Origin of the sequence: Streptomyces sp. NBC_01089, assembly GCF_045162975.1 — a bacterium.
GTDB lineage: Bacteria > Actinomycetota > Actinomycetes > Streptomycetales > Streptomycetaceae > Streptomyces.
In genome coordinates this window covers 5,389,218-5,412,809 of sequence record NZ_CP108660.1, presented here as the reverse complement: position 1 = coordinate 5,412,809, position 23,592 = coordinate 5,389,218, and the positions used below count along the sequence as shown (strand labels likewise).

Sequence of the window (23,592 nt, the reverse complement as noted above, 5' to 3'; positions counted from 1 at the left end):
CGTCACCGGCGCCACCATCCAGCTGGAGAACCTCTCCAAGCACTACGCGGGGACCCCGCTGCCCGCCGTGGACAGCGTCAGCATGGACATCGCGGCCGGTGAGATCGTGATCCTGGTGGGCCCTTCGGGGTGCGGGAAGTCCACCACGCTGCGGATGATCAACCGGCTGATCGAGCCCACGTCCGGGGTGATCAGGATCGGCGGCGAGGACGTCACCGGCATCGACCCGGTGAAGCTGCGCCGCAAGGTCGGGTACGCGATCCAGTCGTCCGGCCTCTTCCCGCACATGACGGTCGCCGACAACATCGCCCTCGTACCGAAGATGATCGGCTGGTCCAAGCAGCGGGTGAAGGACCGGGTCGAGGAGATGCTCGATCTCGTCGGGCTCGACCCGCGTGAGTACCACGGCCGCTATCCGCGCCAGCTCTCCGGCGGCCAGCAGCAACGCGTCGGTGTGGCACGGGCCTTGGCGGCCGACCCGCCGGTGCTGCTGATGGACGAGCCGTTCGGCGCCGTGGACCCGATCACCCGCGACCACCTCCAGGACGAGCTGATCAGGCTCCAGCACGAGCTGCACAAGACGATCGTGTTCGTCACCCATGACTTCGACGAGGCGATCAAGCTCGGCGACCGGATCGCGGTGCTGCGCGAGCAGTCGCACATCGCCCAGTTCGACACCCCCGAGGCGATCCTCACCAACCCGTCCGACGACTTCGTCTCCGGTTTCGTGGGGGCGGGCGCCGCCCTCAAGCGGCTGAACCTGACCCGCGTACGGGAGGTGGAGATCGCCGACTTCCCGACGGCGACGATCGACGATCCGCTGGAGTCCATCTTCACCCTGCTGCGCACCGGCAGTACGAACGAGGTGCTGCTCCTCGACAAGAACCGCCGCCCCTACAAGTGGCTGCGGCGCGGCGATCTGATGCGGGCCCGCGGCTCACTGGCGCGCGCCGGGACGCTCGTACACGACCATGTGACCCGGGACGCGACGCTGCGCGACGCGCTGGAGGCGGTGCTGACCGACAGCGGCGGGCGGACCGCGGTGACCGGCCGCAGGGGCGAGTTCATCGGCGTCGTCACCATGGAGACGCTGATGAACTCGGTGCACGAGATGCTGGAGGCCGACCGGCTCGCCGCGCTGGAGCACCAGCAGGATCTGGCGGATCTGCGCGCGCAGCAGACCCACGCGCTCCAGGAGGGTGTGTCCGGCGGTGTGGCCGGCGCACGGGAGGACCCGTCGTGAGCTCCGAACAGCGGCGCCCGCCGCAGCGGCCGCACGGGGAGCACGAGGTCCGCGGACTCGCGTTCCGCGACGAACAGGCCGAGCAGGCCGAACAGGACGAGCGCACCGGGACCGAGGGGGCCGGGACCGGACAGGGCCTGACGGCCGCGCCCCGGCCCCTGGGCCGCAGGCCCGTGCGCCGGCTGACCTGGCTCAAGCTGCTCTTCATGCCGGTGCTGCTGGCCGTCGTAGTGGGCGCGACCCTGATCTGGATCACCCACACGAACCTGGATTCGATCTCGCGGAACTCGCTGGCCCACGACGCGACCCAGACCGCCCTGTGGCAGCACGTCCAGCTCACCGCGATCTCCACCTTCTTCGTCCTGATCATCTCGATCCCGCTGGGCATCGCGCTGACCCGCAGCGCACTGCGCAGGGCGTCGCCTTACGTGGTGGCGCTCGCCAATATCGGCCAGGCGACCCCCGCGATCGGGCTGCTCGCCCTGCTGGTGATCTGGCTCGGCACCGGCCGGGAACCGGCGCTGATCGGCATCACGATCTACGCCGTGCTCCCGGTCCTCAGCAACACCATCGCGGGCCTGCGCGCCACCGATCCCGGCCTGATCGACGCGGCGCGCGGCATCGGGATGTCGGCGCCCGGTGTGCTGTTCCGGGTGGAGCTGCCGCTGGCCGTACCGCTGATCCTGGCGGGGGTACGGACCGCGCTGGTGCTCAATGTGGGCACGGCCACGCTGGCCACGTTCGGCGGTGGCGGCGGCCTCGGGGACCTGATCAACGCCGGGATCACCAACCAGCGGATGCCGGTGCTGATCCTGGGCTCCGTACTGACCGTGGCGCTGGCGCTGCTGGTGGACTGGCTCGCGTCGATCGCCGAAGTGCTGCTGCGGCCGCGCGGACTGGAGACGTGATGCGCGTACGGACGACGCTCGCAGCGGCCGGGGCCGGTGTCCTGGTGGGGGCGGCCGCGCTGTCGGGGTGCGGGCTCACCAGTGGCAGCCCGATGGTCGACGATGTGAAGCCGGGGTCGATCGGCCGGGGCCTGCCGCTCAAGGGGGCCAGTCTGACGGTCACGTCCAAGCAGTTCACCGAGCAGATCATCCTGGGCCAGATGATGGGGCTCGCGTTCAAGGCGGCCGGTGCGTCGGTCCTGGACCGGACGGACATCCAGGGGTCGATCGGTGCGCGCGAGGCGGTCAAGTCCGGTTCGGCGGACGGGATGTACGAGTACACGGGCACGGCCTGGATCACCTATCTCGGCCATACGAAGCCCATCCCGAGCCCGCAGAAGCAGTGGCAGGCGGTGCACGACGCGGACCTCAGGAACGGCATCACCTGGCTGCCGCCCGCGCGGCTCAACAACACGTACGCGCTCGCGGCGAACAAGAAGAACGCCGAGAAGTACCACCTCAAGGACCTCTCCGACGTGGCACGGCTGGCGAAGCAGAACCCGTCGGCGGCGACGGTCTGCGTCGAGGCGGAGTTCGCGGTACGCAACGACGGGCTGCCCGGGGTGGAGAAGGCGTACGGCTTCTCGATCCCGCCGTCGCACATCAGGAAGATGGACAGCGGGGTGGTCTACACCCAGGTGTCGGGCGGCAGGACCTGCACGCTGGGCGAGGTGTTCACGACGGACGGCCGCATCCCGCATCTGGGGCTCAAGGTCCTCACGGACAACAAGAAGTTCTTTCCCAACTACAACGCGGCGCCGGAGATGTACAGCAAGGCGATGAAGGAGCACCCGGCCATCGCGAAGGTGCTCGACCCGATCACGAAGAAGCTGACGACCCAGATCGCGCAGCAGCTGAACGCGAAGGTGGACGTGGAGGGTCAGGACCCGCACGAGGTGGCGAAGGCGTGGCTGATCAAGGAGGGCTTCATCAAGAAGGGGTGAGGGGGGTCGGCGAGGTCGGCCGGGGTGCGAGGCCGGGGCGGGCCGGAAAGGCCGGCACGGGAGGGTGAGCGGGGTGAGCGGGGCCGGCGAGGTCGGCGAGGTCGGCCGGGCAGCACAGCTCGGGAGGAGTCAGCGAAACCGGCCGGGTCAGCAGCTCGGCAGGGAGCCACCCTTCTTCAGCGTCGCCAGGACCGACACCGTGCCCTTGAGCGTGGTGACCGGGATCAGCCGCAGCCCGTGCGGAAGCTTCGACTTGGCGTCCGCGCACTCGGCCTTCGGTACGAGGAAGACGGTGGCCCCGTCCCTGGCGGCGGACTGCGTCTTCAGCGCCACGCCCCCGACCGCGCCGACCTTCCCCGCCGCGTCGATGGTCCCCGTACCCGCGATGGTCCGGCCGCCGGTGAGATCGCTGCCCGCACCGTCGCCGTCCAGCTTGTCGATGATGCCGAGCGAGAAGAGCAGCCCGGCGCTGGGCCCGCCGACATCCGCGAGGTGCAGACCCACCTTGACCTTGTCCGGGCTGTCGCCGAGATAGGAGAGCGCGGCCTCGGTCGCGGCGTCCTGCGAACCCTTCATCTCGTCGAGGTTGTGCTGCTCGATCTGGGCGTCGCTGCCGCCGCCCGGGTAGACGGCGTCGCGCGGCATGACCGCGCGGTCGGTACGGAACCAGCCGTCGACCACCTGCCCGAGATCGATGTCCGTGGACGGCCCGGTCGCCTCGATGGTCACCATCCGCAGCTGCCCGGACGTCTTCCGCACGGGCGCCCCGGAGATGCTGATCACCGGCTGCCCCTTGTCGTCACCGAGCACATTGGCGGTCAGCCCCGGCTGCGCCACCGAGAACGGCAACGGCGCGAAGGCGGCCGTACCGAGCAGGGCAAGCACCAGAACGGCACAGACGGCAAGGACACGGGAGCGCGGATCACGGAGGAGCACGAAGCCAATCTATCGGGCGGCGCGCAGCGGACTGCCCCGGCGGGTGGGGCAGGGACCGCGGTCCGGATCCGGCACAGCAGCCCGATCAAGCCCGTCCTGGGGGTCCCCCCGGACGAAGTCTGGGGGGAGATTGAGGACCGGGGTCCGGGGCAGAGCCCCGAGCCCACAGCGGCCGCCGTGGCCGCAGCGGCCCCAGCAGCCACGGCGGCCCCGGCGGCCCCGGCCCAGCCCCCTGTCACCGCAACGCCTCCGCCACCTCCCGCGCCGCGTCGACCACGCGCGGCCCCACCTCTTCCGGTATCGAATCGGCGAGCATCACCACTCCCACGCTCCCCTCCACCCCGGTCACCCCGACCAGCGGCGCGGCCGCGCCACTCGCGCCGGCCTCCAGTTCGCCATGGGTGAGCGTGTAACCGGGCCCGTCGGGCAGCCCCTGCCGGGAGGCGAGGATCGCGCGCCCGGCGGCCCCCCGGTCCAGCGGATGGCGGAAGCCCGCCCGGTACGCCACGTGGTAGTCCGTCCACGTCGGTTCGACCACCGCCACGGCGAGCGCGTCCGAGCCGTCGACGAGCGTGAGGTGTGCCGTGGCACCGATGTCCTCGGCGAGCGAGCGCAGCGCGGGCAGCGCCGCTTCCCTGACGAGCGGGTGCACCTGGCGGCCCAGCCGCAGCACACCGAGCCCGACCCTGGCGCGGCCGCCCAGGTCGCGCCGGACGAGGGTGTGCTGTTCCAATGTGGCGAGCAGTCGGTAGACCACGGTGCGGTTGACCCCGAGTTTGTTGGACAACTCGGTGACGGTCAGCCCGTGGTCGGTGTCTGCGAGCAGTTTGAGGACGCGGAGTCCCCGGTCGAGCGTCTGAGAAGTCTCGGCGGTCACGACGCCCACTCCTTACGTGGTAGTCGCGGCGGCTCACCACGAAAGTCACGGCGCCGGTTCCCGTCGGCGACGCGCGCAGCGGCCGCCGGCAGGCCAGGGCACCGGCTGCGCTCCGAGGCGGCTCTGCCACGGGGCGTATGCGTTGCCGGGACAGTAGCGAGCCGGTCCGCTCAGCGGAAGGGCAAGTCCAGAATCCGGGCAGTCGGCGCGAGGTATGCCCCCGTTGCGACGGAATGACCGCAGTCCGTGACCGGATTCCCTTTCTTTATCGTCGCCTTTTTTATGCCGAGCTTTTACCTTCGCGGTTACGGGGTGGCGACCACGTCCGCCCACACCGTCTTCCCGATAGGTACGCGAGGCTCCCATCCCCAGCGGTCGGCGAGGACATCAACGAGGAGCAGACCGCGACCCGATTCTCCCTCGGCCGTAAGGGAGACAGGATGGACCGGCAGTCGATCCGGACATGCATCGGAAACCTCGATACGGAACCGGCTCGCCCGCCCGTCAAAAGCGACGAGCAGATGGAAGTCGCGCCCGGGCACCCGGCCATGCCGAACGGCATTGGCGGCAAGCTCAGCGACCAGCAGAGCGACCGTGCACGACGCCTCCGACATCGGAGGAAACCCCCACTCCCCCAGATGCCTCACGGCCATCCGCCGGGCAAGCCGGGCGCCTCGCGGCGAAGACGTGAACTGCCTGGAGAGAACCGGTCGTTGAGGTTCAGGGGCAGCCGGATCCGGTCCGTCCGACTGCGCGGCCCCTTCTGTCCCCTTCTTCGAGCCCTCGTCCGGCGCAGTCTCTGGTTTCAACATGGCGTGGCCCTCCCGGGCGGTCGATCCTTCACGCGTCCCGCAGAGTGTGGGATTCGTGACGTTCCGTGCTCAAGAATCGGCCGTTGGCCCTAGGCTCGAAAGGTGACGAAGCCTTACCTTCCAGGCCGTAAAGAACGGAAGTGCCGTCTTGGCCAGACCAATTGACCCCCAGACCTCGATGGCCGCGCTCTTCGGCTCACGGGTACGGAAGCTCCGTACGGCGGCGGGACTGACCCAAGTCGAACTGGGCGACATGACGCACGTGGTGAGCACCCGCATCACCCAGATCGAGCGCGCATCCGGTGCGAAACCGACACGGGAGCTGACGGAGGCGCTGGACACCGCGTTGGTGGCGGACAACCTGCTGATCGACTTGTGGCCGTACGTGTACCGGGAGACGTTTCCCGACTGGTCGCGGGCATTCATGGGACACGCGGCACGCGCGGCTTCGATCCGCGAGTACGCATCGCACGCGGTGCCGGGCCTGTTGCAGACTCGGGAGTACGCCCGAGCACTTCTGAGCGTCGGCCGGTCCCTCAAGAGCGAGGAACACCTGGAGGAACGGCTCACGGCCCGAATGGAGCGCCAGGAGCGCCTGGCTGGGCCCGATGCCCCTGAGCTGTGGGCGATTCTTGACGAGGCGGTCCTACGGCGTCCTGTCGGTGGCCCGGCTGTCATGCGGGCGCAGTTGAACCGCTTGCTGGAGGCGGCCGCAGCACCTCATATCACCGTGCAGGTACTGCCGTTCAGCCAGGGCGAGCATGACGTGATGGGCGGCTCCCTCACCGTTCTCGGCCTGCCGGACGGCGCTGAAGTCGCCTACACGGAAGGCGCCCATTACGGCCAGCTGATCGAGGAACCGGAAGAAGTCAGGCGCTTCGCGGTGACCTACGATCAGCTGCGGGCAGTGGCACTGCCCCCGCTCATGTCACTGGACATGATCCGATCCGTCATGGAGGGCAACCACCGTGAAGCGAGTGTCCCGTCTCGATCTGACCGTCGCCGCCTGGCGCAAGAGCAGCTACAGCAATCAGGAGGGCGGCAACTGCGTGGAAGTGGCGGACGGATTCCCCGGCGTCGTCCCCGTCCGTGACAGCAAGAACCCGGACGGCCCCGCCATGGCATTCCCCACGACCTCTTGGACCGCGTTCATAACCGGCCTGAAGACGGACAACCAACCCTAGGAGCGCCCGGCGCGCCCGCACCAGACCACACAACACCCGTGCGCGGCAGAGACAGCAACAGTCTCTGCCGCGCACGACTTGTGCACGCGATAGGTATCCGCTCGTACGCAGGGAGACGGCATGGGGGAATCAGAAGCGACAGCCGAGTTGAAGCGGCGCGCCGAGACACTCCGTTCAGCAGCACGCCGTGCGCGTACCGCCGCTCACGGCCTTGGCAGCTATCTCGACAACGAGGTGAACCAGGCTGCAGGCACCGGAAAGGACCGAATAGCAATATGGAAAGGGCCCTACGCGGAATCCACCACTGCGAAGCTGAAGGCTCACAGCCGCACGCTCCACACGATGGCGAGTGACCTGGTTGCCGACGCCCGGCGCTGGGACAGCGAAGCACGAAACCTCGACGAGCGCGCCAAGCACGCCGCAAAGCACAAGAGCGGCCACTGATGGGATTCAGAGGGTTCGATGAGGGAAAAGTAGCGAAGCTCGCGGCAGATCTGGAGAAGGCCAGTGCCGGTGCAGGTTCGCTGCACCGCAGCATCGGCTCGATCCTGACCGACGCGCAGGAAGCGCTCGACCCCGGACAACAGGCCACCCACAACCCGAATCTGCAGCGCGTCCAGGAGACCTCTGCCGGCAGCGGGGTGCTCGCGCCGACCGCACCAGCTCCTACTTTCGCGGGCCTGCCCGGCTCACTCGGCGGGGAGCTGCACGTCATGTCTGCCGAGATCAAGCTGCGCCTGCGCATGTTCGACGAAGCAAAGGGCCCCCACGGCTTCGGCGAAGGAATTTCGCCGGTGGACGCCTTCAACGGCATCACCACACGTGCCAAGCCGGAAGCGAAACCAAAACCGAAGAAGCGTCCCTGGTGGAAGAAGTGGGTGGTCGACCCTCTCGAAAACACCGGCACCGAGGTCGCCGACTTCATGCAGGTGGCCTTCAGCCCTGATTCTCTCACCGGCGTCTTCGAAACTGCGGCAGGTATCTGGTTGATGTCAGCCGGCGTTGGCGGAGAGTTCGGCGGCGCAGCCCTCGATGCCACCGGCGTAGGCGCTTTTGTCGGCGTCCCCGTAAATGTGGTCAGCGGCGCGGCCATAGCCGGCGGTGGCGCTCTGACCTACAAGGGCTTCGACGACTTCATAACGGCGATGTCCGACGGTGACTACAACGCCTGGAATCGCGCCAGCCGCAAGGGCCCGAAGCCGCCACAGACCCGCGAGGCCGACCCGCTCAAGGACGAGGGCTACGGAGGGCACGGTGTCACCAAACACGTGGGCCGCAGCGACGAGCAGATGGCCGATCGTCACGCTCAGTGGAAGCCGAGTAGGAGGCGGGCGGATCCACCCAGGGAGGTCTCGACATATCGAACCGTCGGCGACGCGCAGCGGTTCTCCCAACGGGCCATCGACGCCAACAAGCAGAAGATCAGTAACTGGCTGAAGAACGACACCAACGGACACCCGCGGGAGTTCGACCTCAAGAACTCTGGCGAGGTCACCGGACGGTCGCTGTCGCGGGAAGACTGGCAGCAGGGCATCGGTGCCCGGGAGGTCCGCGGTGCCAGGGTGGTTCTCAAGCCCGATCCGGACGCTCCCGGCGGCTACTACGTCCTCACTACCCACCCCATAGGCTGACCAGGCACGCATGAACGGCATCGGCGAGGAAAGACCATGACGCAACCGGACATCTTTGACGACGAGGCGCCGTGGGCAGAGTGGCTGCCGGAACTGCGCCTCCTGCTGGAGTCGTACTCGGCGGTGAACCGGGAGGAGGCATACACCGACACGGATGAGGCTCCGTCAAAGGCTATGCGCAGTTATCTGCGGATGGCGACGTATTACCCCGGCCGAGCCTTCCGGGCAACTCGCGAGATTCTGGACGTGCTCAAGTACGGTCTCGACGAGGCCGATGTGGCGTCCAATCTGGCTTCCATGCCCCCGATGATCACCCCACCCGGCCGCACCCGCGAGGACTGCCTGATTGCCATGCTTCCTCACCTTGCCGCGTTCACCGAGGGTGGCGAGGTGGCCGAGCCCGCAGTCCCGGAAACCAGCTGGGAGTGGTGCGAGCGCCTGCCGAATCTCAACAACCTGCTCGGTGGCTACTTCCACCAGGATGCCGAGCTCCCGACTGACGCGCTGCTGGACGAGTACATGGCCGCCGGAGCCGGGGGGCCGGAGCACGAAGTCGCCGCTGCTGCCAAGGAGATCGGCGAACTGCTTGAGATCTGCCCCGGTGAGGACTGTGTGGAAGAAGCGGTGGAGGGGCTCGCCTGTTCGCTCATGCCACCCATGGGGAAGACCTACACGCAGTGGATGGATCACATCGCCAAGCGGCTCAACGCCCACCTGGAAGCCGTGGGATACCAGCCTCCGGTAGGGCGGAACCCCGCGTATCCGCCGCATGACAAGCGGGCGGTCGTCCAGCAGTGAGCAGCGGGTCCAGAACCCACGAGAGAGGCACGGCATGGCGAAGAAACGCTCGCCGCTGAAGAACCGACTGGCGCGGTTCGAGACTGCCGGCTGTCACGGGGTACGGGTCGCGGTGCTGCGACCCGAGGCGTCCGGCCTGTCCATCGGCGACGTGTGCTGGCAACTGCTCCAGCCAGTCTGTCCCCTTGAGGTCGCGGATGCCTCGGAGCTTACGGAGCTTCTGGAACGGCGCCCTCCGTTCACCTCGGCGGAGGCGGCCGGGTGGGTGCTGGCCGCGCTGGACGGCGATCTGGTTTTCGACAGAGACGACGACGCCCTCATGGACGACCCCAAGCTCCGTTCGATCGAGGACGATGTGATCGCGGCCTTGGGCCCGGACGCGCGCTGGTACACCAACGGCGACCACCCGCTGAAGCGGTTCCGCCCCGACGGAAGGGGCAGGTCCTGGGCGAGTGTCACGCGCGCGACTTTCGACCTGGTGGTGGCCGCCCGAGGGGGCGGCCTGGACTTGGTACTGGTCCGGGCGGAGGAGGACTGAGCCCGGGCTCACTGCCCGTATGCACTGGACAGCGCTCAGCTCGCCGCCCCACAGACCCTCACCGCATCCGCGTGGCCCACTCCTGGACCTTTGTGATCCGGTCCTTCAGCTGGCCCGCGGTTGCTTCCGCGCTCGGCGGGCCGCCGCAGGTGCGGCGCAGTTCCGTGTGGATCACGCCGTGCGGTTTGCCGCTCTGGTGGGTGTAGGCGGACACCATCGTGTTGAGCTGCTTGCGCAGTTCGAGCAGCTGCTTGTGAGTGACGACCGGGCGGGCTTCGGCGGCCTTCTCCAGCAGGTCGGCCTCCTCGGCCGGCTTCTGGCGGCTGTGTGCGATCTGCCGGGTCTGCCGCTTCTGGAGGAGCAGTTGCACCTGGTCGGGCTCCAGGAGGCCGGGGATGCCGAGGTAGTCCTGCTCCTCCTCGCTGCCCGGGTGGGCCTGCATCCCGAACTCGGCGCCGTCGTACAGCACCCGGTCGAAGACCGCGTCGGATTCGAGCGCCTCGAAGGGCAGTTGCTCCTCGGTCTCCTCGTCCTCCAGCTTCTCCGCGTCGGCGAGGAGCTTGTCCTCCTCCGCGAAGGGGTTCTCGTCGTCGCTGCCCTTCTTGGGCTTGTCGAGTACGTGGTCCCGCTCGACCTCCATCTCGTTCGCGAAGTCGAGGAGCATCGGGATCGTCGGCACGAAGACGGACGCGGTCTCGCCGCGCCTGCGGGAGCGTACGAAACGGCCCACGGCCTGGGCGAAGAAGAGCGGCGTGGAGATCGTGGTGGCGTACACACCGACGGCCAGGCGCGGTACGTCGACGCCCTCCGACACCATCCGGACCGCGACCATCCAGCGGGACTCGTCGGCGGCGAACTGGTCGATCTTCTTCGAAGCGGCCTTCTCGTCGGAGAGGACGACCGCCGGCCGGTCGCCGGTGATCTTCCGGAGGATCTTGGCGTACTCGCGGGCGGTGTCCTGGTCGGAGGCGATCACGAGACCGCCGGCATCCGGGATGCCCTTGCGTACCTCGGTGAGCCGCTGGTCGGCGGCGCGCAGCACGTTCGGGATCCACTCACCGGTCGGCGCGAGCGCCGTGCGCCATGCCTGGCCGATCGCGTCCTTGGTCATCGGTTCGCCGAGCCTGGCGGCGATCTCGTCGCCCGCCTTGGTGCGCCAGCGCATGTTGCCGCTGTAGCTGAGGAAGATCACGGGGCGGACGACGCCGTCGGCGAGCGCGTTGCCGTAGCCGTACGTGTAGTCGGCGGATGAGCGCCGGATGCCGTCGTTGCCCTCCTCGTACGAGACGAAGGGGATCGGGTTGGTGTCCGAGCGGAACGGCGTGCCGGTCAGCGCCAGCCGCCGGGTCGCCGGGTCGAACGCCTCCTGGCACGCCTCGCCCCAGGACTTGCTGTCGCCCGCGTGGTGGATCTCGTCCAGGATCACCAGGGTCTTGCGCTGCTCGCAGCGGTTGCGGTGCAGCATCGGGCGTACGCCGACACCGGCGTAGGTGACCGCGACCCCGTCGTACTCCTTGCTGACGGGCCCCGCGCTGTAGTCCGGGTCCAGCTTGATCCCTATCCGGGCCGCGGCCTCCGCCCACTGCTTCTTCAGATGCTCGGTCGGCGCGACGACGGTGATCTGCTGCACGACGTGGTGGTGCAGCAGCCAGGACGCGAGGGTCAGCGCGAAGGTGGTCTTCCCCGCGCCGGGCGTCGCGACCGCGAGGAAGTCACGGGGCTGCTCATGGAGGTAGCGCTCCAGGGCGCCTTCCTGCCAGGCGCGCAGCTTGCTGGCGGTGCCCCAGGGGGCACGGCCGGGGAAGGCGGGTGAGAGGTGGTGGGAGGCGGTAGTAGTCACGGTCTCCGTCGGTTCTCAGAGGTGCACGGGGCGGCGGTACGACAACCGGGCCACCCTACCTGTGGCCCGGTCGGCCCCTCGCGCGAACTGCACCACCCGTAAGGGATGAGACCCGGCTCACTCGGCCAGGGAGCGCAGCTCCTGGGAGATCTCCTTGACCTCTTCCGTACGCCCGGCGGCCACCGCGACCACCAGTCGCTCGGCCGCGTCGATGTCGGGCCGCAGCTGCACGCCGTTCATGGCCAGGAAGACGACACAGGACACCCAGGCCGTGCGCTTGTTCCCGTCGATGAAGGGGTGGTTGATGGCCAGCGACTGGAGCAGCGAAGCCGCCTTGTCGAACAGGTCGGGGTACGCCTCCTGACCGAACATGGACGCCGATGGCCGGTGCACGGCCGATTCGAGAAGCCCGGCGTCCCGGATGACGATGTCCTGGTCATCGACGGCACGGTCCGCGATGGCCAGGCCGTCATCACCCGTCAGATATACGGGACTCACTTGAGCCGCTCCATCAGCTCGGACCACTTGGCGACCTGCTCCCTGGCCGTTTCCCGCACGATGGCCTCATGCGCGGTCCTGGCCAGGTATTCGTCCACGGCCCGGAGCAGTATGGCGTGCATGCTGGTGCCTTCCTGCTCGGCACGCTGCTTGAGCGCTTCGGTCTGGTCGTCACGGAGACGCAGGTTGGTAGCCATACCAAAACGGTACCAACCATGGGGTCAAAGTGGTACCGCTCAGCTGGTCCGCAGCCGCGTCGCCACCCAGGCCCCCGCCAGGGCCACCGCCGCCATCGGCAGGAACACCGCGGCGAACGCGGCCGGGTGCGGGGCCGATGCGCCGTCGTGCAGGGCACCCACCGCTCCCCCGCCCAGCGCCGCGAACGCCGCGCCGCCCGCCGCGAGCATCAGCACGTTCGAGAGGCCGTCCGAGATCTGCAGGGCGGCCGAGTTCGCGCCCGCCTCCTCCGGGGCCGACAGCGTCAGCATCAGCACGCTCGTCGAGGCGATGACCGTGCCCATGCCGTAGCAGCCGAACGCCCACGCCACCGCGACCGTCCACGCGGGGACGGAGTGGATCAGGACGCTGGGCGCCGCCAGGATGGCCGCCGCCACCAGGATCATGCCGATGACCATCAGCCGCTGCCGGTACGGCTCCATGCGCGGCCGGGACTGTACGTACGAACCGAGCGCCCAGGTCCCGCCGCCGGCCGCCAGGGAGAGCCCGGCCAGCGTCGGCGAGAGTCCGCGCTGGGTGACCAGCATCAGCGGTACGAAGCTCTCGGCCGCGATGAACGACCCCGCCGCCACCCCGCGCAGCAGCACGACCGAAGGCAGCCCGCGGGCCGCCCGGCAGGTGCCGCGGGGCAGCAGCCCGAGCACGGCGGGCACCAGCAGCACCGCGCCCGCCACCGCGGGCACCAGCGAGAGCCACCGCAGGTCCTGGCCCGCGTACTGGAGCAGCCCCGCTCCGACCGAGATCCCGAGCGCGAGCCGGATGCGCCGCCGGTCGAAGCCCGGCGGCGGTACGGAGGGGTCGGCGGGGCCCGCGGCCGTCCGGCGGATCGCGGGCAGCGCGAGGGCGAGCGGCGGAACGACCAGCACCGGGATGGCGATGAAGACCCACCGCCAGCCGAGGTGTTCGGTGACCGTTCCGGCGGCGAGCGGCCCGACGACGGAGGGGACCACCCAGCTCGCCGCGAAGGCGGCCATGATCGAGGGCCGCAGCCGCTCCGGGTAGGCGCGGCTGACGACCACGTACAGCGCGACGATGACCAGCCCGCCGCCGAGGCCCTGCACCGCGCGCCCCGAGACGAAGATCCACATCGTGGAGGCCGTGCCGGAGAGCAGCAGTCCGGCCGCGAAGGCGGCGATGCCGGTGGCGAGCGGCCGGAGCGGCCCGTTCCGGTCGGCCCACTGGCCGGAGAGGACCATCGCGAAGAGCGAGGTGGTGAAGTACGCGGAGAACGCGAAGGCGTAGAGCGCGACGCCGTGCAGCTCGCGCGCGGCGACCGGCATCGCGGTGCCGACCGCGGTCGCCTCGAAGGCGATGAGCAGGACGACGGTGACGATGCCGATACTGAGCGACCGGTGCTCGCTGCCGAGAATCCCGCCGGCCACGGGGGTGGACGTACCGCCGGGCACGTCGGGCGATGCGACCTCGGCGTCGCGGGATTCCAGGGCGGCCATGGGATCAGCGTAAGGGGCGTACCGCCCGATGAACCCTGTCGGAGGGCGGGGCAGGACTGGTCCGTTGGTCGTACGACCATGAACGGGGTGTGGCAGTCGCGTTGCAGGAGGGCCCGCGGCCTTGAGGCGGCCGGCGCGGGGAGCCTACGGTCGGTGCACCGGATCGGTTCCGAGCGAGCGCACGAACGGAGCGGTTCCGGTGACTTGGCCGTGTGCCCGAGTGGTTCAGGGACTCGCCTGCAAAGCGAGTTACGCGGGTTCGATTCCCGCCACGGCCTCTGTGTACGTAAGCCCCCTCGCCCCCGCTGTTCCCGGCCGGGGCGCGGGGGTCGCCCCCGACAAGCACAGCACGCGGGTTCGATTCCCGCCACGGCCTCTGTGTACGGAAAACCCACCCGCCCCGGCTGTCCGGGGCGGGGGCGGCGGCACGGACCCCCTGGCCCCTCTTACGCTGTGCGCCGGACCAGGACGGGCCCCTGCGGCACGTCATCGGTTGATCGCCTGGATCTCCTTGACCGTCACCGGGATGTCGTTCGTGGTCTCACCGTCCGGCAGATCATTGCGGACCGGCTTCCCGCCGGGGTCGGCGGTGGGATTCCATGTGACGTCCCAGGTAATAGAGGCGTGCAGCGTATAGGTGCCCGTGCCGGAGGACTTCCGATAGGTGATCAGGCAGCCCGAGTCGCCGGACTCGACAGCGTAGGTACCGCCCTTCTTCACCAGGTCGTACGTGCACGACTGCGGGTCGGCGTAGTCGGTACCCGCTACGAGGTGGAGTTGCCTGGGGGTGGCCACGGTTGTGGCGGCGATATTGATGCCCAGTCCAGGGTTACTGATGCTGGCTGTCACAGAGACCTGGTCGAGGCGCCCCTCGAAGGAAACGCGCGTCGGCAGATTCACCTTCAGCCTGTCGGGAGCCGGCTTGAGCGTCACAGGCGGAGTCGGGAGCTTGGTACGGCCGTAGGCGAGGCCGGCGAGAATCTCGGGCGTGATGACGGGAGTGCCAGGGGGCGCAGGATCCGCGGGGCCGACCCAGGTATAGGTGTGAAGAGCTCCGCACCTGTCCATGGCCTCGCCGATATCTGCCGCGCTGCTCCGTTTGAGCATGTACCAGGAGCCGTGATCGCCCTTGTGCAGCTTACCGCCGGTTTCGTCGAGATATTCTCCTCGCTCCGACGTTCCGGCACTGCCTCCCCCATAGTCATGTTTGGCCAGATAGTCACCGAACTGCTTGGGCGTGAACTGAGGTTCGTACCAACACGCAGGCGGAGACCAATTGCCACTGACAGGCGCCATCGGCTTCGCCGACGCTCCAGGAGCACTTTCCCGGTAACGGACCGAAGAGGAGATGGCGTCGGAAGGCTCGGGTTTCTTGGCCGGGGGGTAATCCGGATCGGTACTGTCCCCGATCCCCGCAAAGGCTGGTGTCGCCATCATCCCCAGCAGACACATACTCGCGACGGCGATGGATGCCGCGCTTCGGCACCTTGTCAGCGCCGGCACGTCGCCGCCCCCCTGTCATCCAGGGTCCGCAGCATCCGCCAGGTGCCGTCCTTGCCCTTCTGCATGGTCACCCCGTGCTCCACGAAATCGTCCGCACTCGGGGTCGTCCTGATCGCCTTGCCCGTGTCTGCCCTGGTCGCATAGGCGTGGCTCTGGTCCTCGCAGTAGACAACCGAAGCCAGGTCCCCGTTGACCTTCCGCACATCGTGCTTGTAGAAAGCGACGTTGCCGGTGATTCCCTTGCCCTGGTCCTTGAACTTCAGGACGCCACCGCGCCAGCCACGGGCAGCGTCGCCGATCAGGTACTCCTTGAATACGGGAATGTCCGGATCCTGCTTCGCATAAGCGAGTTTGATTGCCTCGTTCGCGTATCCGAGATCCCGCAGAATCTTGTCCTTCACCGGATCACCCGTCGGCTCGACTTCGTTGGTGACCGTGACGCCCTTCGGGAAATCGAACTTCGGCGCACCAGGGTCAGCCGAAGCCGAGGGGCTGGCCTCATCCGACTTGCTCGGCGTCGAGCGCTCCACCCCCTTGATGTCCCCCGAGTCCTTGCTGTCGGAGCCGCCGCAGGCCGTGAGCAACATCGCGGCGGCAATGGTGGCAGCGAGAACGCCCCCGGTTGTGCACTTGTTCATGGTCCAACCAACTCCCGTACGCGAAAAGGCCGCTGGCGGCAGTTGGTCGACAGCCCGGTCGCGCCGGACATCGCTCGGCGCCCCCGCGCGCCTCAAGGTCCACGACACCCTACCGATGCACCTGAGTGCACAACAGGGGCCCCAGCACACCGCAATCACCTCGTAGCCCGGCTACGTGGCCACCTCTTCACCTGCGGGGCCCAGGGCTTCGAGGCGCGCGGGCATCACCCCTCGCGCGTACAGGATCGGTCTCGCCTCCCTGCCCTCAGGACTCCGGTCGCGTAGTCGGCTGCTGCTCCGTGGCCCCGGTCCGGGCCGCGGATGCCTCCGGCCTCGTCGTCGGCTGTTCGCTCTCGGCGCCCCGTGCCGCCCGGACCATCTCCTTCAGGTGCTCCTCGTCCTCCGACGAGAGCGATGTCTGGACCAGCTGGCCGCCGAACGGTGCCACTTCGGCCACTACCTTGTCGACCGCTTCCGTCTTGGCCAGCGCGAACAGCGCCGCCGCTCCCGGGCGGAGGTTCGAGCTGACCTCGCGCATGAAGTCGTCGTTCACCCCCGTGTCGGTGACGGCCCCGCCCGCCGCGCCCGCGGCAGCCCCCACAGCCGCGCCGAGCAGCGGTGCCAGGAAGAGCAGCCCGATGAGCCCGCCCCAGAGTGCGCCGCCGGCCGCGCCCGTCGCGGTGAGGTTGACGGCCTGGTGCAGCTTGATCTTGCCGTCGGCCTCACGGCGCTCGACCACGACCACGTCCTCCAGCTCCACGAGGTGCTGGCGGCTCAGCGCGATGAGCTTGTCGCGGACCTGATTGGCGGTGGGGACATCGTTGTAGGCGACGACGAACAGGTTGCTCATACGGCTGACTCCTCATCGGGACACAGAACGAACTCGGAATTCGGAATTCGCAACTCCGCCCACTATAGGAAATATGCCGCTAACCGGACACGCGGGAGGGGCGTCCGGGTGGACACCGGGCAGGCCCGGAGAGCCGCCCCGGAGCGCCCCGGGAGAGGAGGACTGCCCCGGAGAGCGCCGTCCGGGAGGGCACGGACACCACCGCCCCCTCCCGGCCCCGCCTCACCCCCTGCTGACCAGCTCCGCGAGCCCCAGCGCCGCCATGCCGAACCCCGTCGGGACCGGCGGCAGATAGCGGGAGCCCGGGCCGCCCGCGAGCAGGTCGGCCTCCGTGTACCTGCGGGTCTCCCGGTGCCAGTTCAGGATCGCCGCCATCCAGTCCTCCAGCTCCCGCACATAGCTCCGCAGCGCACCACGCGTCGCGTCGTCGAGCCCGAAGTCCTCGCACACGACCGGGATCTCGTGCTCGGCCACATGCCGGAACTGGCGCATGCGCGACACCATCAGGTCGTCCACCATGGCAAGCCCGGTCGGGTAGTCGACGTTGAAGAACGCCTGGACGACCAGGACCGCGTTGTGCACCTCCCCCTCGAACTCGATCTCCTTCTGGTACGAGAAGACGTCGTTCATCAGGCAGGCGTAGTCGGCCGCCGAACTCTCCAGCGACTTCACCGGGCCGCTGCGGAACACCTCGTCCGGGATCTGGTGCCCGTGGCCCAGCCTCGCCAGGGACATCGTCAGATCGGAGCCGAAGGTCATCCGGCGCATCTCGATGTAGTCGACCGGTTCCGGGATGCGGTGCTGCGCCTGGTTGGCCAGCTCCCAGAGCCAGCTGGCCGTCATGTTCTCGACGGCCGTACGGAACGTGCGGCGCGCCGCCTCGTCCATCGGGGCCGCCGTACGCGCCCACAGATCGGCCAGCGACCGCTCCATGACGTTCTCCGGCGGGGGCGCCTCCCCCTCCAGCGGCATGAAGAGCGAGAAGCGTTCGTTCTGCGCCTTCGCGCCCGCGAGGTCGCGCGTCCGCCCGAACACCAGCGGGAAGTAGTCGTCGGCGTACGTCCCCCAGGCCAGCCAGCCCGACGCGAGGTCCAGCTCGTCCGCTGTGGCGTCCGGGTCGATGCCCGCGGCGCAGACCGGGAAGTCGAACCCGGTGAGCTGCCGCTCGTCCCAGATGTCGTCGAGCATCCGCATCCGGTGCGCCCACGCCACGAGATTGCGCCGCGCGCCCTCCAGATGCGGCGAGAGCGAGAGCGCGAAGGGCATGTCGAAGTCCGGGAGCAGGGAAGGCCCGACGTGCTGATGCGGGACATGCAGATGGTTGCGCAGCCGGGACAGGCCCGTCCTCCCCGTGATCCGCTTGATGTCGGCGGCGGACGTGCCGAGCCCCGACGGCCCCGGCGGCAGGCCCCGTTCGGCCTCGGCCGCCTTGCCGCCGTCGTTCATGTAGCGGCTGGAGCGCATGTGCCACTCATGGCCGCCGGACTGCCAGTCCTGGAGCCCCTTCACATACGTCAGCGTGTCGGCCACACCCTTCGGGTCGACGCCGAACTCGGCGAAGAGCGGGCCGAGTTCCGTGAAGAAGGTGTTCTCGAACTGGTGCAGCCGCGCGGTGAGCAGATCGTTGACCGCGTCCGCCGCCTCCTGGGTCGTACAGCCGAGGAAGGTCTCCAGGACCAGGACACCGTTGCTGAGTTCGCCCTCCTCCTGGATCTCCCGCTCGTACGAGAAGAGGTCGTTGCGCAGATGCACACCGTCCGAGAACGTGTCCTTCAGTACGCGCAGCGGGCGCGAGCCCGCGATGACCGCCGGGACCTCCGCACCCGTCGCGTACTCGATGAGCCCCGCCGACCAGGGCGCACCGCCGACCTTGCGCCGCATCTCGATGTACTCGACGGGGTTGGAGACCCGCCCCGCGTTGATGTTGGAGAGCTCCCAGAGGGATTCGTTGAGCAGGTTCTCGGTGCTGACAGCGAAACGTTCCCGCCAGTCCATCGACATCCCGGGGACGGTGCGCGCCCAGAGGTCGGCCAGGCCGGCCTCCACCTGGTTCTGCGGCTCGGGGAACCCGTCGGCCAGATCCATCGGCATGAAGGCGGGCAGCCGGTCCAGATACGCCTTGCCGCCCTGCCGGTCCTGCGACCGCTTGAACAGTTCGAGGAAGTGGTCGTCGAAGAAGAAGACCCACACGTACCAGTCGGTCACGAGCGACAGTTCGGGCCCGCCGCAGTCCGGGTGGGTGTACGCGCAGAGCAGGGCGTAGTCGTGGGAGTCGAGGTCGTGCTCGTCCCAGATCCCCGATCCCTCCAGCATTCCCCTGTCCCTGGCCCACTGTTTGGTGTGGGCTCTGGCCTCTTCGAGATGGGGATTCAGCCTGGCCGGATGCGGCAGATAGAACTCCGGCAGTTCAAAAGGCTTCGACACTGACGTTATGCCCTTCGCGCGAGGTCGCTGATCAGCGCAGCACTACCCCTGCACGGGAGTGGGCATCCTCCGGCAGATCCCGGTATGCCCATATGTGTGACACGGCCGGAAACCGGATGCGGGACGGGAATTGATGTGCTGCGGACGCCACCGAGCGGCCCGGCCGACCGGCCGGGTCTCCGGAGACGGCACCTCCGGAGGGGACGGCACCTCCGGAGACGGCGCCTCCGGAGGGCTTTCCCCCGGAGGCTCATCAGCCTCGTTCTCAGCCCGTGACCACCGCGGCCTGCGGCCTGATCGGCAGCCGGCTCACCGGGCGCCCGGTGGCCGCCCGTACCGCCGCCGCCACCGCGGCCGGGGACGTGACCACCGGCACCGCGCTGGCCGCCTTCGCGCCGAACGGGGCCACCACGTCGCGCTCCTCGATGAGTTTCACGATGCGGATGTCCGGGGTGTCCAGCGAGGTGGGCAGCGCGTAACCGGTCAGGTCGGGGTGGCGCACCACGCCCCGGGTCGTACGGAGGTTCTCGGTGAGGGCCGCCCCGACGCCCTGGGTGACGCCCGCCTCGATACGGGAGGTCAGCAGCCGCGGGTTGAGGATCCGGCCGACGTCCTGGGCGACGGCCATCTCCACCACCCGGACCGAGCCCAGTTCGATGTCGACGTCCACCACCGCGCGGATCGCGCAGAACGCGAGACCGACGAAGGCGTCGCCCTGGCCCGACTCGTCGAGCGGCTCGGTCGGATGCGGGCGGCACTGGGCGGTCGCCCAGAGTTCCTTGCCGTCCATGGCCTCGGTGACCGTCGTGGAGAGCACCCCGTCGTACGAGGTGATCTTGCCGTCGGCGATCTGGAGCAGCTCGGTGGACATCCCGAACTGGTGGGCCAGCGGCTGGAGCAACTGGGTGCGGACCATCTTCGCGGCCCGCTCCACAGCGCCGCCGGAGACCCAGGTGTGCCTGCCGTGCGTGGCGGGCCCCGCCGGGGGCTGGTCGGTGTCGACGGACGCGACGTGGACCTCCTCGATACCGAGGGTGTCCTGGACGATCTGCCGGGCCAGCGTGGAGAACCCCTGGCCGGTCTCGACGGCGGCGCAGATGACCGTGGCGACCCCGTCGTGGACCTTGACGGTGGCCGTGGAGACCTCGTCGGCGCCCTCGGCTCCGAGCATGTGCACCATGCCCAGCGCATAGCCGACCCCGCGGCGCACCGCGCCCGGCTCGCCGGCACCCTCCGGGCCGCCGGGCAGCAGCCAGTCGCCCTCGGGGGTGTCCTTGGGCAGCGCGGGCAGCGGGAAGTCCTTGACGGAGCGCAGCAGTTCGGCGACCGGGGCCGGGCAGGTGACGGGCTGCCCGGTGGGCAGCAGGTCGCCGGTGGCCAGCACATTGCGCAGCCGCAGTTCGGCCGGGTCCATGGAGAGCCTGGCCGCGAGCTTGTCCATCTGGCCCTCGTACGCGGCGCAGACCTGGAGCGCGCCCTCACCGCGGACGTGCCCGGACGGCGGGTTGTTCGTACGGACCGCCCAGCCCTCGATGAAGGCGTGCGGGACGACGTACGGGCCGCAGGCGAACGCGACGGCGGCGGCCAGCGACTCGGACGAGGCGTCCGCGTACGCGCCCGCGTCGAGCAGGATCTGCGCCTCGACCTTCACCAGGCGGCCCTCGGCGTCCGCGTGGTGGCGGTAGCGCAGCAGGGTCGGGTGGCGGTGGGCGTGGCCGAGGAAGGACTCCTCGCGGGTCGCGGCCAGCTTGACCGGGCAGCCGGTGCGCAGGGCGAGCAGCCCGAGCGGGAGCTGGAAGCTGGTGTCCTCGCGGTCGCCGGTCGCGCCCGGCACCCCGGTCACCACGACCTTGACCCGGTCGGGGTCGAGGCCGAAGCAGGCGGCGGCCAGATCGCGGTCGGTGTGCGGGTCGGTGGACGCGGTGTAGATCTCGACGCCCCCGTCGGGCCTGGGCACGGCGAGTCCGGCCTCGGCGCCGATGGGCGCGGGGTCCTGGCGGCCGATCCGGTAGAGGCCCTCGACGACGACCTCGCCGGTGATGTCCGGGTCGCCGAACCGCAGCGGGATGTGGCGGATCAGATTGCCGTCGGGGTGCAGCGGTTCGGCCTCGAACGCCTTCTCCGGGTCGGTGACCGGCTCCAGGACCTCGTACTCGACCGCGATGGCCGCCACGGCGAGCCGCGCGGTGTCCGGGTGGTCGGCGGCGACCGCGGCGATCGCCTCGCCGTGGTGGCGGACCAGTTCGGACGCGAAGACGGGGCGGTCGGCGACCGCGCGGCCGTGCGCGGCGTCGCCGGGGATGTCGGCGTGCGTGACCACGGCGCGGACACCGGGCATCGCGGACGCCTCGGACGTGTCGATGGACAGGATCCGGGCGTGCGGGTGCGGGGAGCGCAGCACGGCGGCCCAGAGGAGCCCCTCGGCCCACAGGTCGGCCGCGTAGGGGAAGGTGCCCTCGGTCTTCGCGCGGGTGTCGGCCGGCGGGAGGGACACACCCAGCCCGTGCGCGGGCGGCTCCTCCTCCGGGCCGTCCACCTCCGGGGACTTCGCGGTGGCCGCGGTGGCCGCGTCGCTGCTCACGCCATGCCTCCGTCATGCTGCTGCGGGTTGTCCGGCTGCATGCCGCCGGATCCGGGTGCTGCCTGGTGCGGGATACGGGCCTCTTCGGACGCGGCGCCCGCCGCCGCGCGCCCGGCGACCACCTCGCCCACCGCGTCCAGCACACCCCGGTAGCCGGAGCAGCGGCAGAGATTGCCGCACAGGGCCTGTCTGGTCTCGAGTTCGGTGGGGGCGTGGTTGCCCTCCAGGAGGTCATGGACCGTCATGGCCATGCCCGGGATGCAGAAACCGCACTGGACGGCTCCGCACTCGGAGAGCGCCCGCTGTACGTCGGAGGGTTCACCGTTGACGGCGAGGCCCTCGACTGTACGGACCTCGGACCCGGCCGCGGTGGCGGCGGGCACCAGGCAGGAGGCGACGAGGCGGCCGTCCACCTGGACGTTGCAGGCGCCGCACTCACCCTGCGAGCAGCCGTCCTTGGCGCCCGCGAGGCCGAGGCGCTCACGCAGGACGTAGAGCAGCGACTCGCCGATCCAGGCGTCGGTGACGGGGCGGTCGGTGCCGTTGACACGCAGGACGTAGGAGGCGGGGGTGTGTTCACTCCAGGCGACGGCGGGGGCCGCGTCGGGGGCGAGCGGCACACCGGGGTCCGCGGCGCCGGTGCCGGGGGGCGCGGGGTCGGCGTGCGCGGTATCCGGGAGCGCGGGATCGGCGTGCGTGGTGTCGGCCTGTACGGCGTCACTCCGTACGGCATCACTCCGTACGGCGTCACTCCGTACGGCGTCCGGGTGCGCGGGGTCGGCGTGCGCGGCATCGGCATGCGCGGCGTCGGCGCCGTCCGTGGGCCGAGCGGTCTCCGGGTCCGCCACGGGCGCCGCGGCGAACTCGGCCACGCGGGGGTCCGGGACACCGTGGCGGTCCTGGACTTCGTGCCCGTCCGGGACATCGTGGCGGCCGGGGCCGGCCTCGTGACCGTCCCGTGGATCCGGCTCGTCGCCCGCGGTCCCCGGTCCGTCGACGGCGGGCGGCTCGGTGCCCGTCCCGTGCTCGTCCTGCGGTACGGGCGTGCCGTCGGCGGGAGTTCCGTGACCGGCAGGTTCGGCAGGCTGCTCGGCCGGCTCGGCAGGTTCGGGCTCCTGCGGTACGGCCCAGGGCGCGGGCGCGCCACCGGGCAGCGTGGCGGGGCGCATCAGCGAGGACGCGGTGTACTCACCGGATTCCTCGGGGACGTCCCCCTCGGCGACCGGGATCGTCCACTGCCCGGTGAGGTCTCCGCCGTGCTGCTGGGATTGCTGTGACTGCTGGGGCTGATGCTGCTGCTGGTGCGGCTGTTCGGGCACAGGCGGCTGCTGCGCGTCCCCGAACGTCCACTGCCCCGTGGCCACCGGCTCATGCGGGTATCCGGGTCCGGCGTGCGGATCCTGCGCGGGCTCCGGCCAGTACGGCGTCTCAGGCGCCTGGTGAGGCTGATGCGCCTGGTGCGACGGGTGGGGCTGGTACGGCTGATACTCCTGCTGCGGCTGCTGCTGCGCCGGGTCCGGTGCCTGCGGCATCTGCGGCACCGTCCACTGCCCGGTGCCGGCCGGATCCGTGCCCGCGGCGGGCGTCAACGGCAGGATCATCGGCGGTACATAGCCGTGGCCGGGCGCGGCCAGCGGTGCGCCGGACGGGTCCATGCCCT

Annotated in this window: 22 protein-coding genes and 1 tRNA gene; 10 read left to right on the top strand and 13 right to left on the bottom strand. The window is 69.7% G+C overall.

Features of this window, described 5'->3' with window-relative positions:
- Positions 1-16 precede the first annotated feature (16 nt).
- Genes OG510_RS24300 through OG510_RS24290 form a run of 3 tightly spaced genes read left to right on the top strand, consistent with a single transcriptional unit; the run spans position 17 to position 3,134 of the window.
- On the top strand, positions 17-1,243 hold the full coding sequence (locus OG510_RS24300; protein WP_406142521.1) for a betaine/proline/choline family ABC transporter ATP-binding protein: 1,227 nt from the start codon (positions 17-19) through the stop codon (positions 1,241-1,243).
- Positions 1,240-2,151, top strand: coding sequence for an ABC transporter permease (locus OG510_RS24295; protein WP_406139546.1), 912 nt, complete (start codon positions 1,240-1,242; stop codon positions 2,149-2,151). Before OG510_RS24300 ends, OG510_RS24295 begins: the two co-directional genes overlap by 4 nt.
- Positions 2,151-3,134 carry a glycine betaine ABC transporter substrate-binding protein gene (locus OG510_RS24290; RefSeq protein WP_406139544.1) on the top strand — a complete coding sequence of 328 codons (984 nt, stop codon included), beginning with the start codon at positions 2,151-2,153 and terminating at the stop codon, positions 3,132-3,134. Before OG510_RS24295 ends, OG510_RS24290 begins: the two co-directional genes overlap by 1 nt.
- 147 nt (positions 3,135-3,281) lie before the next feature.
- On the opposite strand, the gene OG510_RS24285 is transcribed toward OG510_RS24290, so the two are convergent.
- From OG510_RS24285 to OG510_RS24275, 3 genes are all read right to left on the bottom strand, one after another.
- On the bottom strand, positions 3,282-4,070 hold the full coding sequence (locus OG510_RS24285; RefSeq protein ID WP_406139542.1) for a S16 family serine protease: 789 nt from the start codon (positions 4,068-4,070) through the stop codon (positions 3,282-3,284).
- A 235-nt stretch (positions 4,071-4,305) separates the two neighbouring features.
- Positions 4,306-4,947 (bottom strand): helix-turn-helix domain-containing protein, encoded by a 642-nt coding sequence (locus tag OG510_RS24280; RefSeq protein WP_164265217.1) that lies wholly within the window; start codon positions 4,945-4,947, stop codon positions 4,306-4,308.
- Between the two features lie 305 nt (positions 4,948-5,252).
- Positions 5,253-5,759 (bottom strand): ATP-binding protein, encoded by a 507-nt coding sequence (locus OG510_RS24275; protein WP_406139539.1) that lies wholly within the window; start codon positions 5,757-5,759, stop codon positions 5,253-5,255.
- 178 nt (positions 5,760-5,937) lie between these two features.
- Here OG510_RS24275 and OG510_RS24270 point away from each other — a divergent pair, with 178 nt between their 5' ends.
- The 6 genes from OG510_RS24270 to OG510_RS24245 all read left to right on the top strand — a co-directional run bounded on the left by OG510_RS24270 (position 5,938) and on the right by OG510_RS24245 (position 9,910).
- Positions 5,938-6,852, top strand: a complete 915-nt coding sequence (locus OG510_RS24270) for a Scr1 family TA system antitoxin-like transcriptional regulator (protein WP_406139537.1) — start codon at positions 5,938-5,940, stop codon at positions 6,850-6,852.
- The gene (locus OG510_RS24265) at positions 6,809-6,943 is read left to right on the top strand and encodes a DUF397 domain-containing protein (RefSeq protein WP_406139535.1); all 135 of its coding nucleotides are present in this window, start codon (positions 6,809-6,811) and stop codon (positions 6,941-6,943) included. The genes OG510_RS24270 and OG510_RS24265 overlap by 44 nt, the downstream gene beginning before the upstream one ends.
- A 120-nt stretch (positions 6,944-7,063) precedes the next feature.
- Positions 7,064-7,387 carry a hypothetical protein gene (locus OG510_RS24260; protein ID WP_406139533.1) on the top strand — a complete coding sequence of 108 codons (324 nt, stop codon included), beginning with the start codon at positions 7,064-7,066 and terminating at the stop codon, positions 7,385-7,387.
- A complete protein-coding gene (locus tag OG510_RS24255) occupies positions 7,387-8,574 on the top strand; it encodes an RNase A-like domain-containing protein (protein ID WP_406139531.1) in 1,188 nt (395 codons plus the stop codon). Before OG510_RS24260 ends, OG510_RS24255 begins: the two co-directional genes overlap by 1 nt.
- Positions 8,575-8,610: 36 nt before the next feature.
- Positions 8,611-9,372 (top strand): contact-dependent growth inhibition system immunity protein, encoded by a 762-nt coding sequence (locus tag OG510_RS24250; protein WP_406139529.1) that lies wholly within the window; start codon positions 8,611-8,613, stop codon positions 9,370-9,372.
- A 34-nt stretch (positions 9,373-9,406) separates the two neighbouring features.
- On the top strand, positions 9,407-9,910 hold the full coding sequence (locus OG510_RS24245) for a hypothetical protein (protein ID WP_406139527.1): 504 nt from the start codon (positions 9,407-9,409) through the stop codon (positions 9,908-9,910).
- A gap of 58 nt (positions 9,911-9,968) precedes the next feature.
- Here the strand turns inward: OG510_RS24245 and OG510_RS24240 are convergent, their stop codons facing one another.
- From OG510_RS24240 to OG510_RS24225, 4 genes are all read right to left on the bottom strand, one after another.
- Positions 9,969-11,750, bottom strand: coding sequence for a DEAD/DEAH box helicase (locus OG510_RS24240; protein ID WP_406139525.1), 1,782 nt, complete (start codon positions 11,748-11,750; stop codon positions 9,969-9,971).
- Positions 11,751-11,867: 117 nt separating this feature from the next.
- Positions 11,868-12,248 carry a type II toxin-antitoxin system death-on-curing family toxin gene (locus tag OG510_RS24235; RefSeq protein WP_406139523.1) on the bottom strand — a complete coding sequence of 127 codons (381 nt, stop codon included), beginning with the start codon at positions 12,246-12,248 and terminating at the stop codon, positions 11,868-11,870.
- A complete protein-coding gene (locus OG510_RS24230; RefSeq protein WP_406139522.1) occupies positions 12,245-12,445 on the bottom strand; it encodes a ribbon-helix-helix protein, CopG family in 201 nt (66 codons plus the stop codon). Before OG510_RS24230 ends, OG510_RS24235 begins: the two co-directional genes overlap by 4 nt.
- Before the next feature lie 39 nt (positions 12,446-12,484).
- Entirely contained in the window at positions 12,485-13,936 is a 1,452-nt protein-coding gene (locus OG510_RS24225) for an MFS transporter (RefSeq protein ID WP_406139520.1), read from the bottom strand.
- Positions 13,937-14,142: 206 nt separating this feature from the next.
- Between OG510_RS24225 and OG510_RS24220 the strand changes: the two genes are divergently transcribed.
- A tRNA-Cys gene (locus tag OG510_RS24220) sits at positions 14,143-14,214 on the top strand.
- A 208-nt stretch (positions 14,215-14,422) separates the two neighbouring features.
- On the opposite strand, the gene OG510_RS24215 is transcribed toward OG510_RS24220, so the two are convergent.
- From OG510_RS24215 to OG510_RS24190, 6 genes are all read right to left on the bottom strand, one after another.
- On the bottom strand, positions 14,423-15,370 hold the full coding sequence (locus OG510_RS24215; protein WP_406139518.1) for a hypothetical protein: 948 nt from the start codon (positions 15,368-15,370) through the stop codon (positions 14,423-14,425).
- Positions 15,371-15,426: 56 nt separating this feature from the next.
- Positions 15,427-16,077: a hypothetical protein gene (locus OG510_RS24210; RefSeq protein ID WP_406139517.1), complete on the bottom strand. Its 651-nt coding sequence runs from the start codon at positions 16,075-16,077 to the stop codon at positions 15,427-15,429.
- A 265-nt stretch (positions 16,078-16,342) separates the two neighbouring features.
- The gene (locus tag OG510_RS24205; RefSeq protein WP_406139515.1) at positions 16,343-16,927 is read right to left on the bottom strand and encodes a DUF1269 domain-containing protein; all 585 of its coding nucleotides are present in this window, start codon (positions 16,925-16,927) and stop codon (positions 16,343-16,345) included.
- A gap of 222 nt (positions 16,928-17,149) precedes the next feature.
- Positions 17,150-19,351 carry a germacradienol/geosmin synthase gene (locus OG510_RS24200; protein ID WP_406139513.1) on the bottom strand — a complete coding sequence of 734 codons (2,202 nt, stop codon included), beginning with the start codon at positions 19,349-19,351 and terminating at the stop codon, positions 17,150-17,152.
- A gap of 265 nt (positions 19,352-19,616) precedes the next feature.
- Positions 19,617-21,932, bottom strand: coding sequence for a xanthine dehydrogenase family protein molybdopterin-binding subunit (locus OG510_RS24195; RefSeq protein WP_406139511.1), 2,316 nt, complete (start codon positions 21,930-21,932; stop codon positions 19,617-19,619).
- Complete coding sequence (locus OG510_RS24190; protein WP_406142519.1) at positions 21,929-23,587, bottom strand: 2Fe-2S iron-sulfur cluster-binding protein; 1,659 nt, start codon at positions 23,585-23,587, stop codon at positions 21,929-21,931. The genes OG510_RS24195 and OG510_RS24190 overlap by 4 nt, the downstream gene beginning before the upstream one ends.
- Between the last annotated feature and the right edge of the window lie 5 nt (positions 23,588-23,592).